Below are 15,196 nucleotides of genomic sequence, written 5' to 3' on the forward strand. Positions count from 1 at the left end.
TAATCCAGTCAGCAAAGCTGAATGGCTTGGATCCGTATGCCTATTTAAGTGATGTGCTGAAAAGGCTGCCGACACATAAAGTGACCCAGATTGAAGAGTTACTGCCACACTGCTGGAAACCTAAATCGAATTAAAAATTGGTATGGGATTCAGCGGACGCTTACAGTAATCTGAGCTCAAATCTCTGTCAAAAGCTGCGCGATAGATGGTTCCAGCTTCTGGATCAATTTCCACACGCTAGAGGATCTATTTTCTGCGAAAACTTAGGGTTACGGATATTATTTAATTTTGTATCTATACAGCTCTATAAAACAAAAAGCCCTCTTTAAGAGGGCTTTCCTATGCTAATAAGATCAGGCTTATTTTACATTCGGTGCAACCATCTTCTCCGGTCGAACGACTTCATCAAACTGCTCAGCAGTGACCAAACCAAGCTCAACTGCAACCTGTTTCAAAGTCTTACCTTCTTTATAAGCCGTTTTTGCCACTTTGGCCGCATTTTCATAACCAATTACCGGATTCAATGCAGTTACCAGCATTAATGAGTCATGCAGGAAATGCTCAATCTTGTCACGATTCGGCTCAATACCGACGGCGCAATTATCATTAAAACTATTACATGCATCCCCTAGCAATTGGATCGACTGCAACAGATTAAAAGCGATTACCGGCATAAAAACATTGAGTTCAAAATTACCAGAAGCCCCTGCCACATTAATAGTCGTATCATTACCCAGCACTTGTGCTACCACCATGGTCATGGCTTCGCTTTGGGTTGGATTGACCTTACCTGGCATAATACTTGAGCCTGGTTCATTTTCAGGAATGCGCAATTCACCAAAACCACAACGTGGACCACTAGCTAACCAACGAATGTCATTGGCAATCTTGTTCAGGCTCACTGCCAAAGTCTTTAAAGCACCGGAAGCAAACACTGCCGCATCACGACCTGCCAAAGCTTCAAACTTGTTTGGCGCTGTGACAAAAGGCAAACCGGTTAGCTTTGCCAATGTTTGTGCTGCTTTTACTGCATAGTCCGGATGCGCATTCAAACCGGTTCCTACCGCAGTACCACCTAAAGGTAATTCGTATAAGCCATGTAATGCCTGTTCCAGACGTAATAAGCCATGATCTAGCTGAGAAACATAACCACTAAATTCCTGCCCCAAGGTCAACGGCGTCGCATCCTGCAAATGGGTACGACCGATTTTGACAATGTTGGAGAATTCCTGAGATTTGGTATGCAAGGTATCACGCAGTTTTTTGACCGCTGGAATCAACAATTCATTGATTTGCAAACTTGCCGCCACATGGATTGCGGTTGGAAACGAATCATTGGTGGATTGTGCACGATTGACATGATCATTCGGATGCACTGGCTTTTGCGAACCCAAAGGATTGCCCAGTTTCTGGTTGGCAATATTGGCAATTACTTCATTACAGTTCATGTTACTTTGCGTACCTGAACCTGTTTGCCATACCACCAGTGGGAACTGGCTATCCCATTTTCCTTCAATAACTTCTTCTGCTGCTGCAACGATGTAATTCGCCAGTTCATTCGGTATCTGATTAAGTTCAGCATTGGTTAGTGCTGCTGCCTTTTTAACTAAACCCATGGCGCGGATCATCGGACGAGGCAGACGTTCATTACCAATTTTGAAATTCTGCAAACTACGTTGAGTTTGTGCACCCCATAATGCTTCGCTTGGAACAGCAACTTCACCCATGGTGTCATGTTCAATACGTGTTTGCATAGCTCACCTCTTTGTTAAGTCTTGATATTTCCTTTGTTCTTGCTCCATCTTAAGCAAAATAAAACAAGCAGTAAATGATAATTATTATCAATAATAAAGATCATGCTGATCGGCTTATTGTCCCCTTAAGGTGCTCTGATAAAAGCGCCATTCATCTTCTATCATCTGCCGGATCGAACGTTGCGGTTGCCAGCCCAATATCTCTTTGGCTTTTTCTGCCTGGGAACCGACCTGATCTAATTCTGGACTAGTGTCATACAACGCTTCTTCCGTCTTGATGGCAATTTGTGCTACTTCGCCAATCTCATCCAGCAGTTTTTGTATCGAAATCATCTCTCCGGCAATATTAAAGGCTTCACAGGCAAAAATTTGTTTACTTAACCACTGCAGAGTCTTAATAATGGCGTCACAGCAGTCCAGCACATGCAGGAAACTGCGTTCTACGGTTTTATCTTCGGTATTGGCATGTCTACGCAGTTCAATACTTTCCCGTTGTAAGGCAGCAACCTGCATAGCCAACGGAATAATATTTTTGGGCAATGGCGGCACCAGTTCACCAAGCACACCATGCTCAAATGCCCCGGCAATATTACACAGCCTTAAAATAGCAATTTTCCATTCATTATCAGTTTTTGCCGTATCCCGGATGATTTCTTCAACCATCTGCTGCGATTTGATATAGGGATTGGGATAACTATAGTTAAAAGGCATATCTTCAGTCAGATCAGCACTCGACTGTCCATACACAGCCAGACTGGATAAATGCACCAGATGACGCACACCCGTGCGCTGCATGGCGCGTAGCAGACTCATAATACAACTGACATTATCATTATAATATTCAAGCGGTTTTAGGACAGATTCTTCTAGCGATTTGAAGCTGGCGGTATGGACAACGGCGTCAATGGAATGCTGTTCAAATACCTTGTTTAAAGCTGGTGTATTACGGATATCGATTTTGACAAATGGCACATACATGCCGGAAATAAATTCCAGACGCTCCAAGGTTTGTAAGCTGGCATTAGCCAGATTATCAACCACAATGACCTGTTGCCCTTGTGCGAGCAGACTTAAAGCAAGATGAGAGCCTATAAAGCCTAAACCACCGGTCACTAAAATCATTGTATACTACCTTTTTATTATGTAGCCCAGATCAACTTCCTGAGGTTGATCAAGCCTGTAGTGAATTTCATGAGCACCTTAATTCTTATTACCTCCGCCCCGACATCGATACATGCCTGGCATGCCTTGGGTCTTGCCAAGGCATTACAGCAAAAACAGGAAGACTTTCGGGTTTTCTTCTATCAGGACGGTGTGTCAGTCGCCAATGCCTTGCAGTGGGTTCCAGACGATCAGCGTCATCTCACTCGGGAATGGCAGTCCTTACAGATTCGTCTGCCGGTGTGTGTGAGTGCGGCGTTAGCACGTGGCATCACAGATCAGGAAAATGCTCAACGTCACAATATTCAACAACATAATCTTGCAGATCAGTTTGAACTGGTCGGATTGGGCGAACTCGCTGATGCTGTCCAATCTGCACATCGTCTGCTTCAATTCTAATCGCTCTATTTTCGGGATATGTTGCTTTTAAAAGGTATATTGTGTGAAATCTGTACTCGTTATATTAACCCAGTCCAACCTGAATTCCTTGCAGATTCATGAAAGCCTCTCAGCTACCATGGTACTGGCAACCTTCGGCTCAGAAGTAAAAGTATTATTGCAAGGTGCGGCCTTAAGCTTGCTGCGTTCTGAGCTGGAATTTGATCAGCTGAAACATGCATTTAAAATCGCATCCAACATGGTGGATAGCTTTGAATTCTATGACCTGACCCCAATTCTAGTAGAGAGCAAAAATCAGAACTCGCCTTTTGTTCAACATACTGAACAGGAAATCGAATTCGTTGAACTGAATCCTGCCTTCATTCAAGGCTTTGACCATGTGCTGTACTGGTAAGGTGATCTCCCATGTCTAATTCAACTCTTTATATGATCCAAGCCAGCTATGCAGCAACGGCGCAGGTGTTAGAACAGCTATCCCAGCTTTATAGTGAAAATGATCAGGTCATCCTGATGGGTGATGCCATACTGGCAATAGAACATCCTTTTTTGAAGCAACTTAAAGAAATTTATATTCTGGAAAATGAGGCTCAACTTTTACCTCAACCAGACATTGCCAACTTAAAAATCATTAACTATGCCGAATTTGCAGAACTATGCCTTGGCTTTAACCGCTGCATTTCGCTGAAGTAATACGGATTAAACATGAATTTAGAGCTAGACCAAGATGGTCACTTAGTCGATTACACCATCTGGAATGAAGAAGTCGCCCAAGTACTGGCAGATAGTCTGGATCTGCAACTTACCCCTTGGCATTTTGAGATCCTGCAAGCCGTACGTCAGTTTTACCAGCAGTTTGGACATTCACCTGCAACACGTCCTCTAATTAAATTCCTGATGAAAACCGTCAGTCCAGATATTAACAATGCGGTACTGCAGGAAAGATTTAATACTGGATTGGTGGCACGTCACTTAAGCCGTCTGGCAGGGATTCCAAAACCACCCAACTGTCTATAAGCACACTGTTCAATAACAATACCTAAATCATTTAGGCTGTTCTCATCAACTTACTTTAAGTGCAATAAATAAAAAGTCCAACAAATTGCGGGCTTTTTTATTTACCAAAGGATAATTAGCAAACTTTAAGCATAGCGTGTTCTCAGCCTGGCAATCGCGCGATATAACTCATGCTGATATTCAGGCAGATAAGCCAACAACAACCGGATGTTCTCCTGAGCTTCCTCATGCTTGAGCGTGTTATTTTCGAGCATTTTCTGCTGCTTGTTTAAAAAGGTTCTGAGCTGCAGATATTCCGGTTTTTTCCCGCTGCGCAGTGCATCTAGCATATTATAATAGTCAGTCAAAAAACGATTACGTTCCTGAGTTTGCGGTGGAAGCAAGTAAGGAGAATTACCTTGATGTTGCCTAGCCTCGCTGACACTTTCAACTGACTCTGAAGATCGCGAGATTGCGAGTGTTTTGCCATGCAGCAATACCCCTGTCGGCACATAGACATAATTCAGGCCCAGATCTTCACGATAGATTTCTTCATGAATCTGAAAGCCGATCAGCCACAACACTAAAAATAAAGCGATGATACTAAATAGATAAACACCTCGTTCATTCATAAGCCACCTCCAGATTAACTCTGTTTAGGTTTAGGAATTGAAACACTGTAAATTTCTGAAATACAAAATTTACGTTATGTAACATAACGACGTTCATGAGCAGTGCTCCAATTTATTTTTTGTTTTTCTTGTTTTATTTTTGTTTTTCTATAGACACCTCAAGTGTGCCTTTGTATTAAAAATATACAAAATGAAAAATTTTGTGAAGTACTATCCGACCAAAAATAAACCCGGAGTATGCTATTCATCGACATATTTCCGAGTTTAATAAAAATCTTAATATTTTTTAAGAGCTGAAATTACTCATCTACAATATCAACAAAATTGGCACTCAAGACTTTGGCTAAATCTGTTGGTATTAAGCCAATATCCAGCCCACGCTTGCCACCGCTGACATACATTTTTTCCAGTTTTTCCGCAGATGCATCAATGACGGTTTTCAGGCGTTTCTTTTGTCCCACCGGACTGATCCCGCCAACCAGATAACCCGTTAACCGTTCAGCCTGTTTCGGATCCGCCATTTGAAGCTTTTTGCAGCCAAATGCATGTGCTACTTTTTTCAGGTTAAGCTGATGGTTCACGGGTAAAACAGCAACGAAATACTGCTTTTCATCAGTGACTAGTAAAGTTTTAAATACTTCTTCAACAGATAGTCCGAGCTTTTCTGCCGCTTCCAGACCGAAGCTTTTCGCATTTGGGTCATGTTCATATTCATGAATGCTGTATTCGATTTTATTGGCTTTTAAAAGTTTGCAAGCTGGGGTCATGGTCTTGGCTATTTTGTTATTGAGGCCTTTATTATATGAAATTCAAAGCTGGAACGTGTAGCTACAAGATATTCATCGTTTAAACTTTCTGCGAATAGTCGATTTATTAGAGCCAACGCATAAAGCGGCACACTTTACCTGATTAAAGCAATATGAATTCATACCAGCTTTTGCCAATCCTGATGATTTTCAAAATTGACCTATGTACATTTTTTCGTCTGCAGTAATGAACATTTCAGTCATTAGGATTTTTAGGGCTTACTCATTGTTAGAAGCCATCAAGATCAGGAGCTATATTCCTTATTGTCTGTTCTTGATCAGATACATCGAAATATAAATTTTTATAAAACAAAGTGCCTTTTATCAGAAACTTTTAAAATTCCCATCTTGAAATCATTTTCTATTTTTTAAATCATTTCATTAACTTATATTAATTAAAGCAACCATCCTAAAGTACTATAAATCAAACCATTGCTTATACCCTATATCAATAAAAAGAGAGGAAACGAATGATTTCTTATAAGAGAAATAACAATGACGTTGATTATCTGAGTTTATTGATTTCTGATGAAAACCAGTTGACTTATCGATAGTCACGTAGCAATGTTACAGAAACATTATTAACTCATTTCGCCAATTCGGCTTACAATGTAAAACTTCGACATATTTTCCATATTTGTCATTTTTTAACATTGCCAATTCCTTGCAAAGTTCGCATTATATATGCCGCTATTAGGCACGCGCTTTCTACACCAATTCAAACAAAATTTTTAAAAAATGTAGAATTTCATGCCATAATGGATGAAGTTTGCTGAGAACTTGCAAACTTTTTTGAAACTTTTGAATTGGAGCAAGCTGAATGAGTTCGACCATTTTGGTCATTCATGGACCGAATTTGAATTTGCTAGGAAAGCGTGAACCAGAAGTCTATGGTTATTTAACTCTTGATGATATTAATCAACAGCTAATCGCCCAGGCGAAAAATGCCTCCCTAGAATTAGAGACTTTCCAGAGTAACTGGGAAGGTGCCGTTGTCGACCGAATTCATCAAGCACAACAAGACGACGTGAAATACATCATTATCAATCCTGCAGCATTGACACATACCTCTGTTGCAGTACGTGATGCCCTACTTGGTGTTGCCATCCCATTTATTGAAGTCCATTTGTCCAACGTGCATGCACGCGAGGCATTCCGACATCATTCATATTTATCCGATAAAGCCATCGGTGTGATCTGTGGTTTAGGTGCTAAAGGCTATGATGCCGCGCTCGATTACATCATTGAAAAAATTCAATCTTCTCAGCAATCTTAATTAGGAATACTGTCTCATGGATATCCGTAAAATCAAGAAACTCATCGATTTGATGATTGAGTCTGACTTACAGGCGATCGAAGTTAAGGAAGGCGATCAATCTATCGCGCTAACTCGTCGCAATCCAGTGGTTGCAGCAGCTGTTCCTGCAATGCCTGCACCTGCTGCTGATGTTCCAGCAGCGAAATCACCACGCGGTGCAGTTGAAAAATCTCCTATGGTCGGTGTGTTCTATGCAGCACCAAGCCCAGGCGAAGCACCATTTGTAAAAGTCGGCCAAACCGTTTCTGCGGGTGAAACACTGGGTATCATCGAAGCCATGAAAATTATGAACCCGATTGAAGCAACTCAAAGCGGTGTAATTGAAGAAATTCTGGTAAAAAATGGTGAAGTGATTCAGTTTGGTCAACCACTTTTCCGTTACCGCGCCTAATCACTTCGGGGATTCATAATGTTGCAAAAAGTTTTAATTGCAAACCGAGGGGAGATTGCTCTGCGCATTGCCCGAGCTTGCAAAACTTTAGGAATTAAAACTGTCGGTGTCTATTCAGATGCTGACAAGGATCTGATGCACCTCCGCTTCTGTGATGAAGCTGTATGTATCGGTCCTGGCGCGAGCAGCGACAGTTACCTGAATATTCCAGCCATTATTACAGCAGCTGAAATTACCGGTGCAGATGCCATCCACCCGGGTTATGGTTTCCTGTCTGAAAATGCTGAATTTGCTGAAATCGTGGAAAGTTCTGGCTTTATCTTTATCGGTCCACGTCCAGAACATATTCGCCTGATGGGTAACAAGGTTTCTGCAATTATTGCCATGAAAAAAGCGGGTGTACCAACCGTACCTGGCTGTGATCATGCAGTAACCATTCATAATGCGCTAGCTGAAGCCAAAGAAATCGGCTTTCCGTTGATCGTAAAAGCTGCTGCCGGTGGTGGTGGTCGTGGTATGCGTATCGTTGAACGCGTGGATACCCTGCTAGAATCTGTACAAGCGGCGCAACGTGATGCGGAAATGTGGTTCGGTGATGATACGGTTTACATGGAACGCTTCCTGCAAAAACCGCGTCACGTCGAAGTGCAGGTTCTAGGTGATGGTAATGGTCATGCGATTCACCTGTATGACCGTGACTGTTCTTTACAGCGTCGTCACCAGAAAGTGCTTGAAGAAGCGCCAGCGCCAAATCTGCCAGAACAGGCACGTGCTGACATTCTTGAAGCCTGTGTCAATGCCTGTAAATTGATGCAATACCGTGGTGCAGGTACTTTCGAGTTTTTGTTTGAAGACGGTGAATTCTTCTTTATTGAAATGAATACCCGTGTTCAGGTCGAACACCCTGTCACTGAAATGGTGACTGGTGTTGATATTATTGAACAGCAATTACGTATCGCTGCCGGTTTAGGGCTGAATATTCAGCAAGAAGATGTAGTAGTTAAAGGTCACGCGATCGAATGCCGTATCAATGCAGAAGATCCATCTACCTTTATGCCATCTCCAGGCAAGATCGAAACTTTCTATGCGCCAGGTGGTGCCGGTATCCGTTTAGATTCACATATCTATCCAGGCTACAGCATTCCGCCATATTATGATTCAATGATCGCCAAGTTGATCGCGCATGGTAAAGATCGTGAAACGGCGATTGCCCGTATGAAGCAGGCACTGGATGAAATGATCCTGACTGGCATCAAAACCAATATTCCATTGCACAAAGATCTAATCTTGCAGGATGAAAACTTCTGTGAACAGGCGATGGACATTCACTATTTAGAAAAACATCTTCTTAAGCAATTAGAAGGTGCTGCTGAAGAAAAGGCTTAATGCCCTAACCTTCAAAATAAAAAACCGCTAAATCATTAGCGGTTTTTTATTGGGAAATAATTCATCAAGGTAATATACGCCTTAACGTCGCAAAGCATTGATCGGCTTTTTCACCGGCACAGAAATTAATGGTATGTGGATTTTGCCATTTCACAAAATATTGCGTGACTTCACCAGCCTGATCTTCCTGATTGCCTGAACAATCGACCTGATTATTGTCATATTTGACTTGCATGATTAAAGCGGGTGCCTGTTCAGTAGTATCCTGAGGAACCTGATAATCATAAATGCCTGAAGACCATTCCTCACCACTTTTGATAACGACATTATTATTCGCTTTAAAATTATAGTATTCGATGCATTTCTTATTATTTGGAATTTCCATTCCCCAAAGCCCCAGAATTTCCGGACGAGTCACCACACGATAGGTATTTGCCGTTTGAGAAGCCTGCGCTTGAACCTGAGTTACTTGTGGTGTTTTTTTATTTGCATCTGCAGCCATTGCCCAGGTGGACAAAGTAAGCAGCATCAGGCTTAGACACGTTTTTTTCATATTTAAAAAATCATTCCTACAAGGCAGTCTAACTTAACATATTTTTTTGAAGTCAGCGTATAGCGAAAAAAGCTTTTCATCTGTTGGCTTAAAAATATCATTCGTCTACATAATAGCCATTTCAATTCAAGAGAATTTTGTTTATATTTTGTACCCAACAGAACTTTAATAATGAATTAAATTAAAGACTAGCAATAACAAAAAGAAAAATTACACAGCTCAAGTAAATAAAAAACAGCATGTGATTTTTCATTGTAAATTTATAGGGTAACTTGATTTGCGACTTGCTGACTTAAAAGAAAAACAACTGGATCCAGAAAGTGCTGCGTATATCATTATTGCACTGCTTATCCTTGTTTGCAGCTTTATTGGTATTGCGACCCGTCCTATGGGCTATCTGGCATTCTTGTGGCCAGCCAATGCCGCCCTGCTCGCCTTTTTCCTGCGTTTTCCCAAGCTGAATAACAAAGGTGGCTGGCTTGGTGCATTCAGTGCCTTTATGTTTGCCGATCTGGTCACCGGTGGTCCATTCCTGCAAAGCCTATTCCTGACTCTTTCCAATTTACTCAGCACCATCGTTTCTCTGTTCTGTATCCGCTATTTCAAGATCAACTATAAATATTACAATACCGGCTATACTTTTATTCATCTATTCGGCATTTTCGCTTTTGCCGGCTGTCTCGCCAGTGCAGCTTTTGCTGTACTGACCCTGGTCAATGTTCCAGATTCATTCATTACTCCGGAAAATATGCAGATTGATTTTTTCCTGTGGTGGACTGGTGAGATGGTGAATTACATCATTATTCTGCCATTGGTGCTGGCTTTTCCACGCATCAAGGACATTCACTATTTCTTAAATAATCGTCGCAAAAAAACTTACGAACTTAGCTATTTCTTTCCACTGATCGCCATTGCCATCTGCGTGTCTCTGACCCACATTTTTTCGGGTCCAGGTGCGTTGATTTATCCAATGGCGGCCTTGATCTGGGCAGCTTTGACTTATCGTATTTTTACCATTTCGATTATTAATATGTTGGTGTTACTGTTTACTTACAACAGCCTGACCCAGGTCTATCTGGAACATGATGCGCTGATCAATTCAACTACCTTCATTTCCTTACGCATTGGCTTATTTATGCTGGCCTTAGCACCATTGATTCTGTGCATTATTAGCCAAAACCGGAATGAACTTTATAAGCATGTGCTGTATCTGGCGAATTACGATACTTTAACTCGCACCATGAACCGGCACTTTTTCTTTCAGGAAGGTGAAAGTTTACTGGAACAGACGAAAAAATTGCCGTTTTCATTGATCATGCTAGATATTGATCATTTTAAACGACTCAATGATGACTATGGGCATCATGTCGGTGACACTGTACTGCAACAGTTTGCCGAATCAGTCAAAAGTAATCTGCGCAGTTATGACCTGTTTGCCCGGATCGGCGGAGAGGAATTTATAATTCTGATGTGGGACATTGATCATGACGAAGCCAATGCAATTGCTGAACGTATTCGCTATGTAGTGGAAAATACCCCAATCTATCTGGACTATGGCAGAACCGTGAATATTACGGTGAGTCTCGGCATTACCCATCAGATCGCACCGCAAAAAGTCGATTTGCAGCATCTGATTAATATTGCGGATCAAGCACTATACCGAGCTAAACATTTGGGTCGTAATCAGGTGGTATTAGCATCTTAAAAGAATTTAGAAATTGAAGCCATTAGAACAAGGATTGTTATGAATTATCAAGAATACCTCAAATACGATGGTCTGGGACTGGCTGAGCTGGTCGCTAAAAAAGAAATTCATCCATCAGAACTGCTGAATATTGCACTGGAGCGTAGTAACCAAGCCAATCCAGAACTGAATGCCATTATTATTCCGATGCATGATTATGCCCAGAAACGTACCCAAACTGATTTGACCGGTCCTTTTGCCGGAGTGCCCTTTCTGGTGAAAGACCTGTTTCAGGAATATGCAGGTTATCCGACCTCTTATGGCTGTAATGGATTTAAACGGATTGGCTATATCGCGGATCGTAATGCAGAAATCGTTAATCGCTGGGAGAAATCCGGGATTGTGACCTTTGGCCGCACCAATACCCCAGAGTTTGGCATCAAAGGGATTACGGAGCCAGATGCTTGGGGCAGCTGTAAAAACCCGTGGAATCTCAAACATAACAGTGGGGGCTCATCGGGTGGCTCGGCTTCTGCGGTTGCTGCTGGGATTGTCCCGATTGCTGGTGCAAGTGATGGCGGTGGTTCAATCCGCATTCCGGCTTCTTATTGCGGGCTGTTTGGCCTGAAACCTAGTCGTGGTCGTACCCCCTGGGGCCCACAAATGAGCGAAGCCATGCATGGTGCTGCGATGCAACATGTGCTCACTAAAACCGTGCGTGATAGTGCAGCGATGCTCGATGCCACACATGGCGAAGATCACCATTCCATGTTCAAGATTATGCGTCCACATACGCATTACTTGGAAATCATTCAGCAGCCACCGAAAAAACTAAAAATTGCTTTTAATACTCAATCTCCAATTGGAACTCAAGTTTCTCAAGATGCTATTCAAGCCGTTGAACAAACCGCCAAGCTACTTGAATCATTAGGCCATGAAGTTGTAGAAGATCGTCCAGAGATTGATGGCATGCAGCTGGCTAAGGATTTTATTACCACCTGGTTTAGCCAGTTCTCTTATATGCTGAATGAAATCCGTAAACATTACGATGCTAAATTCACTGATTTTGAACTCGACTCCCAAGTCCTAGCGGCTTTTGGTGCAAAAACCACGGCGATTGAATACATCCACAACCTGAATAACTGGGGCGTGTATGTATCACAAATGAACCAGTTCTTTGACCATTATGATCTGTATCTGACCCCGGCCACGGCATCCGTTGCACCGCAAAATGGTGAGATCAAAACACCTGAATGGCAAAAACCCATTCTGAAAGCCTTACTGGGCATAAGAAAAACTCACCTGCTTGCCCAAGGCAAACTGGTCGATCAGATGGTGAAAGACAACCTGAAGTGGGTACCTTTTACCCAACTGGCCAATATCACCGGCTTACCCGCGATGTCCGTACCTTTGTACTGGAATGAGCAAAATCTGCCGTTAGGTTCGCAGTTTATTGCGCCATTTGCACACGAAGACTTGTTACTACAATTGGCCGCACAGCTTGAACAGGCACAACCGTGGTTCGATCGCTATCAGGATATTCAAATCTAATCAGTAACTCCCAGATCAGGTGGGATGTGTTTCCACCTGATTGGGCAAACCTGCTAACAGTAACAATCCCAAAAGTGTAGAAGCTGCGGCAAATATAAAAATCGTAGCGCCCCCAAACACATCCCAATACTGTCCTGCCAGAATACTGCCGCTTGCCACACCCAAGCCCCACATGGTGCTATATAGCGCCTGCCCACGTCCCTGCTGACCTGCAGAGAAGTTCTGGAAGATCACTCGCATGGCGATCATATGAAACAGGCCAAAACTAAAGGCATGAATACTTTGTGCCATAAACTGGGCAATAAACATGGATGGCAGCATGCCAACAATCAGCCAGCGTAATCCTGTAAGCAATAAACAGATCAGGACTAGGGTTCGCCATGACCAGCATTTAAAGAACAAAGTCGCGTAGGCAAACATGATAATTTCTGCAATCACACCAACTGACCAGAGCAAGCCAATCTGACTGGTACTGAAACCATGCTGACTGAGAAAGTTGCTATAGAAACTGTAAAACGGCGCATGCGAGAACAGCATGATCAATTCAATCAGAAAAAAACTATAGACTACAGGTCGTTTCAAGATTGGCCACAGTGGTTCCAACTGTTTCTGCGCCGTGGGTGCTGCGGAAGGCTCTTTAATGCTAAAAGACCAGATAAAAGCCAGAAATGAAATACACAGCAACATCACCGGTAACATGCTCACCGGAATAATTTCAAAAATAGCCCCTATACCAAACACCCCGGCAATAAAGCCAACAGATCCCCATTTACGCACCTTGCCATATAATTCAGCACGTTTTTCGCCGAGCCAGAACAAAGTCACACCTTCAAACTGGGCCAGAATCGCATTCTGAAAAAAACTAAAAATCAGCATCAGCAAAGCAATGGACTGGAAACTATTAGGAATGATAAAGATCAAGAACCAGATACACGCTTCCATCCAGGTGGCAATGCGTACCAGCAACATGCGTTTCCCGGATTTATCGGCAATCCAGCCCCAGATCATCGGGGCGAAGAAACGGGTCACAATGGCAATTGAAGATAAAATCCCGATTTCTGAATAACTGAAACCCTGATCTTCAAGATACAAACTCCAGAACGGCATGAATGCTCCCACGATGGCATAGTAACAGAAGTAGAAACCGCCGAGTCTGGACTGAATGGGAAGATTGAGCATGGAAATAAACCGGCCTAAAAATCAGAAACTTAAAATTGTGAAAGCTGTATCCTATTGTATTCATTTTACCGTCCATACAGTTCACCAATCTACAAATCAGTCTACAAAATTTATTTTTTGTAGATTTCAAAATATTTGTAGACTGCTAGATTAAAGCCCTCACTTAGAGGGCTTATGAATTTTAATATAGGCGTCTACTTTAGCAGCACAATCTGCATTATGCGGTCCCGCTGTAAAACAGCAAAGCGCCCACTATGGAGCGCGGCCTTTATCTTTTCTTCTCACAATCACGGAATTCAATTTCATACGTGTATTCGTATGTATGGATGCCTAGCAAGCATTTTATGAGTTTCAACATGGATTTTATCCTGGCAATAAAAAACCACCCGAAGGTGGTTTTAATTTATTCGGCTTTTAATCTTAAAATTTCTATAGCCTCTCCTTGATAACCATTTTCAGGAGTGCCACCTTCTTGAATCAGAACTAATTCACCATTTGACAATGAATGTGGGAATAATACCGGATACCCAGCAATAAAACGACAATGCCCCATTGATGTAAAATTCCCTGATTTAATAAGATCATCACCTTTTGTAACCTCAGGAGTAGCACCCTCATAAGGTCTAGTCCATCTAAATTCGTAACTACTATCTCCTGAAAATTTAAAAGTCATATCACCTGGATCATCACTGGTAAAACCAAAATATCCCCAAAGGGAGGTTGTTTTAACCGATGTTGCACGCCATGTTTCTACTGAAGTGAGCGCCTTCCACCATTCATCACATGAAGCGGTATGATCAAGAGTTAATGTACTTTGAATTGGTTCTTGATTTTTTCGGATAAATTCTAAATCGCCTAATGAAGAACCGCTTACTTTTATTTTGTCTTCACCATTTTTACTTAATGTCACTGTTTCACGATAAATACCTGTTACGCCACCATTGGACGTTATTGGTATAGCTATTGAGCCGCTACAAACTCGATCGCACGAAATGGAGTCTATATAAGCACTACCAATAGGTAAAATGCTAGGATTAGATTTAAATACAGAATCCCCAAAGCTAGTGATAATGGCTTTATTATCAGAAAATTCGAGTTCAATATTATCAGCGCCAGTAAAGATGCCTTCAACAACAAAATCTACAGTTGAGTCTATAGGGCTAGTTATATCAAACTTAAAATCACTATCCTTCCCCCCACCGCCGCACCCTACAAGACTTAGCATGAGGGCGGAAATCAATACGATTTTTTTCATAATGCTTCCCCTTATTTTAAAGATATAAATTTTTATTTTAATTAACGCCAATCTCAACTTTAAATAAGCTTTTCAAATTGAATCGGCGAATAACCACATTTTTTATTCATAACAACCCAGACCGAATGTGACAA

At 42.0% G+C, this 15,196-nt stretch carries 17 protein-coding genes; 10 read left to right on the forward strand and 7 right to left on the reverse strand.

What is annotated here, in order from left to right; all coding sequences use genetic code 11:
- Positions 1 to 134 (forward strand): transposase domain-containing protein (locus GW12_RS08990; RefSeq protein ID WP_031974660.1); only part of this gene is annotated, 134 nt, incomplete at its 5' end.
- Positions 135 to 359: 225 nt separating this feature from the next.
- On the opposite strand, the gene fumC is transcribed toward GW12_RS08990, so the two are convergent.
- Positions 360 to 1,754: a class II fumarate hydratase gene (fumC, locus tag GW12_RS08995; protein WP_034586548.1), complete on the reverse strand. Its 1,395-nt coding sequence runs from the start codon at positions 1,752 to 1,754 to the stop codon at positions 360 to 362.
- A 114-nt stretch (positions 1,755 to 1,868) separates the two neighbouring features.
- Positions 1,869 to 2,876, reverse strand: a complete 1,008-nt coding sequence (locus tag GW12_RS09000; RefSeq protein ID WP_034586550.1) for a UDP-glucose 4-epimerase — start codon at positions 2,874 to 2,876, stop codon at positions 1,869 to 1,871.
- Between the two features lie 69 nt (positions 2,877 to 2,945).
- On the opposite strand from GW12_RS09000, the gene tusD reads away from it, so the two are divergent.
- From tusD to GW12_RS09020, 4 genes are read left to right on the forward strand one after another with little or no spacing between them, the layout of a single operon-like run.
- Entirely contained in the window at positions 2,946 to 3,314 is a 369-nt protein-coding gene (gene tusD / locus GW12_RS09005) for a sulfurtransferase complex subunit TusD (protein ID WP_034586554.1), read from the forward strand.
- A gap of 43 nt (positions 3,315 to 3,357) precedes the next feature.
- On the forward strand, positions 3,358 to 3,708 hold the full coding sequence (locus GW12_RS09010; RefSeq protein WP_034586558.1) for a hypothetical protein: 351 nt from the start codon (positions 3,358 to 3,360) through the stop codon (positions 3,706 to 3,708).
- An 11-nt stretch (positions 3,709 to 3,719) separates the two neighbouring features.
- Entirely contained in the window at positions 3,720 to 4,004 is a 285-nt protein-coding gene (locus tag GW12_RS09015) for a DsrH/TusB family sulfur metabolism protein (RefSeq protein WP_034586561.1), read from the forward strand.
- Positions 4,005 to 4,016: 12 nt separating this feature from the next.
- A complete protein-coding gene (locus GW12_RS09020; protein ID WP_034586564.1) occupies positions 4,017 to 4,328 on the forward strand; it encodes a TusE/DsrC/DsvC family sulfur relay protein in 312 nt (103 codons plus the stop codon).
- A 125-nt stretch (positions 4,329 to 4,453) separates the two neighbouring features.
- Here the strand turns inward: GW12_RS09020 and GW12_RS09025 are convergent, their stop codons facing one another.
- Complete coding sequence (locus GW12_RS09025) at positions 4,454 to 4,939, reverse strand: hypothetical protein (RefSeq protein ID WP_034586585.1); 486 nt, start codon at positions 4,937 to 4,939, stop codon at positions 4,454 to 4,456.
- Positions 4,940 to 5,238: 299 nt separating this feature from the next.
- Entirely contained in the window at positions 5,239 to 5,706 is a 468-nt protein-coding gene (ybaK, locus tag GW12_RS09030) for a Cys-tRNA(Pro) deacylase (RefSeq protein ID WP_034586567.1), read from the reverse strand.
- Positions 5,707 to 6,565: 859 nt separating this feature from the next.
- Between ybaK and aroQ the strand changes: the two genes are divergently transcribed.
- From aroQ to accC, 3 genes are read left to right on the forward strand one after another with little or no spacing between them, the layout of a single operon-like run.
- Positions 6,566 to 7,021: a type II 3-dehydroquinate dehydratase gene (gene aroQ, locus GW12_RS09035; RefSeq protein WP_034586570.1), complete on the forward strand. Its 456-nt coding sequence runs from the start codon at positions 6,566 to 6,568 to the stop codon at positions 7,019 to 7,021.
- A gap of 16 nt (positions 7,022 to 7,037) precedes the next feature.
- Positions 7,038 to 7,454: an acetyl-CoA carboxylase biotin carboxyl carrier protein gene (gene accB, locus GW12_RS09040; protein ID WP_004809213.1), complete on the forward strand. Its 417-nt coding sequence runs from the start codon at positions 7,038 to 7,040 to the stop codon at positions 7,452 to 7,454.
- Between the two features lie 18 nt (positions 7,455 to 7,472).
- Positions 7,473 to 8,840: an acetyl-CoA carboxylase biotin carboxylase subunit gene (gene accC, locus GW12_RS09045; protein ID WP_034586574.1), complete on the forward strand. Its 1,368-nt coding sequence runs from the start codon at positions 7,473 to 7,475 to the stop codon at positions 8,838 to 8,840.
- 64 nt (positions 8,841 to 8,904) lie between these two features.
- Here the strand turns inward: accC and GW12_RS09050 are convergent, their stop codons facing one another.
- Positions 8,905 to 9,393: a hypothetical protein gene (locus GW12_RS09050; RefSeq protein WP_034586575.1), complete on the reverse strand. Its 489-nt coding sequence runs from the start codon at positions 9,391 to 9,393 to the stop codon at positions 8,905 to 8,907.
- 277 nt (positions 9,394 to 9,670) lie between these two features.
- Here GW12_RS09050 and GW12_RS09055 point away from each other — a divergent pair, with 277 nt between their 5' ends.
- Both GW12_RS09055 and GW12_RS09060 read left to right on the forward strand, forming a co-directional pair.
- Positions 9,671 to 11,098 carry a diguanylate cyclase gene (locus GW12_RS09055; RefSeq protein WP_034586576.1) on the forward strand — a complete coding sequence of 476 codons (1,428 nt, stop codon included), beginning with the start codon at positions 9,671 to 9,673 and terminating at the stop codon, positions 11,096 to 11,098.
- 39 nt (positions 11,099 to 11,137) lie between these two features.
- Positions 11,138 to 12,628, forward strand: a complete 1,491-nt coding sequence (locus GW12_RS09060; protein WP_034586578.1) for an amidase — start codon at positions 11,138 to 11,140, stop codon at positions 12,626 to 12,628.
- Positions 12,629 to 12,643: 15 nt separating this feature from the next.
- Here GW12_RS09060 and GW12_RS09065 read toward each other — a convergent pair whose 3' ends face one another.
- Together GW12_RS09065 and GW12_RS09070 are read right to left on the reverse strand one after the other, a co-directional pair.
- Complete coding sequence (locus GW12_RS09065) at positions 12,644 to 13,807, reverse strand: MFS transporter (protein ID WP_034586579.1); 1,164 nt, start codon at positions 13,805 to 13,807, stop codon at positions 12,644 to 12,646.
- A gap of 403 nt (positions 13,808 to 14,210) precedes the next feature.
- Positions 14,211 to 15,062, reverse strand: coding sequence for a hypothetical protein (locus GW12_RS09070; protein ID WP_034586582.1), 852 nt, complete (start codon positions 15,060 to 15,062; stop codon positions 14,211 to 14,213).
- Between the last annotated feature and the right edge of the window lie 134 nt (positions 15,063 to 15,196).

This window comes from Acinetobacter sp. HR7, from assembly GCF_000773685.1.
Classification (GTDB): Bacteria; Pseudomonadota; Gammaproteobacteria; order Pseudomonadales; family Moraxellaceae; genus Acinetobacter; species Acinetobacter thermotolerans.

What these genes read in the sequence shown, in the direction of transcription:
- fumC (WP_034586548.1), bottom strand. Translation starts at nt 1,754, where the DNA reads ATGCAAACACGTATTGAACATGACACCATGGGTGAAGTTGCTGTTCCA.
- GW12_RS09000 (WP_034586550.1), bottom strand. Translation starts at nt 2,876, where the DNA reads ATGATTTTAGTGACCGGTGGTTTAGGCTTTATAGGCTCTCATCTTGCT.
- tusD (WP_034586554.1), top strand. Translation starts at nt 2,946, where the DNA reads ATGAGCACCTTAATTCTTATTACCTCCGCCCCGACATCGATACATGCC.
- GW12_RS09015 (WP_034586561.1), top strand. Translation starts at nt 3,720, where the DNA reads ATGTCTAATTCAACTCTTTATATGATCCAAGCCAGCTATGCAGCAACG.
- GW12_RS09020 (WP_034586564.1), top strand. Translation starts at nt 4,017, where the DNA reads ATGAATTTAGAGCTAGACCAAGATGGTCACTTAGTCGATTACACCATC.
- GW12_RS09025 (WP_034586585.1), bottom strand. Translation starts at nt 4,939, where the DNA reads ATGAATGAACGAGGTGTTTATCTATTTAGTATCATCGCTTTATTTTTA.
- ybaK (WP_034586567.1), bottom strand. Translation starts at nt 5,706, where the DNA reads ATGACCCCAGCTTGCAAACTTTTAAAAGCCAATAAAATCGAATACAGC.
- aroQ (WP_034586570.1), top strand. Translation starts at nt 6,566, where the DNA reads ATGAGTTCGACCATTTTGGTCATTCATGGACCGAATTTGAATTTGCTA.
- accB (WP_004809213.1), top strand. Translation starts at nt 7,038, where the DNA reads ATGGATATCCGTAAAATCAAGAAACTCATCGATTTGATGATTGAGTCT.
- accC (WP_034586574.1), top strand. Translation starts at nt 7,473, where the DNA reads ATGTTGCAAAAAGTTTTAATTGCAAACCGAGGGGAGATTGCTCTGCGC.
- GW12_RS09050 (WP_034586575.1), bottom strand. Translation starts at nt 9,393, where the DNA reads ATGAAAAAAACGTGTCTAAGCCTGATGCTGCTTACTTTGTCCACCTGG.
- GW12_RS09060 (WP_034586578.1), top strand. Translation starts at nt 11,138, where the DNA reads ATGAATTATCAAGAATACCTCAAATACGATGGTCTGGGACTGGCTGAG.
- GW12_RS09065 (WP_034586579.1), bottom strand. Translation starts at nt 13,807, where the DNA reads ATGCTCAATCTTCCCATTCAGTCCAGACTCGGCGGTTTCTACTTCTGT.
- GW12_RS09070 (WP_034586582.1), bottom strand. Translation starts at nt 15,062, where the DNA reads ATGAAAAAAATCGTATTGATTTCCGCCCTCATGCTAAGTCTTGTAGGG.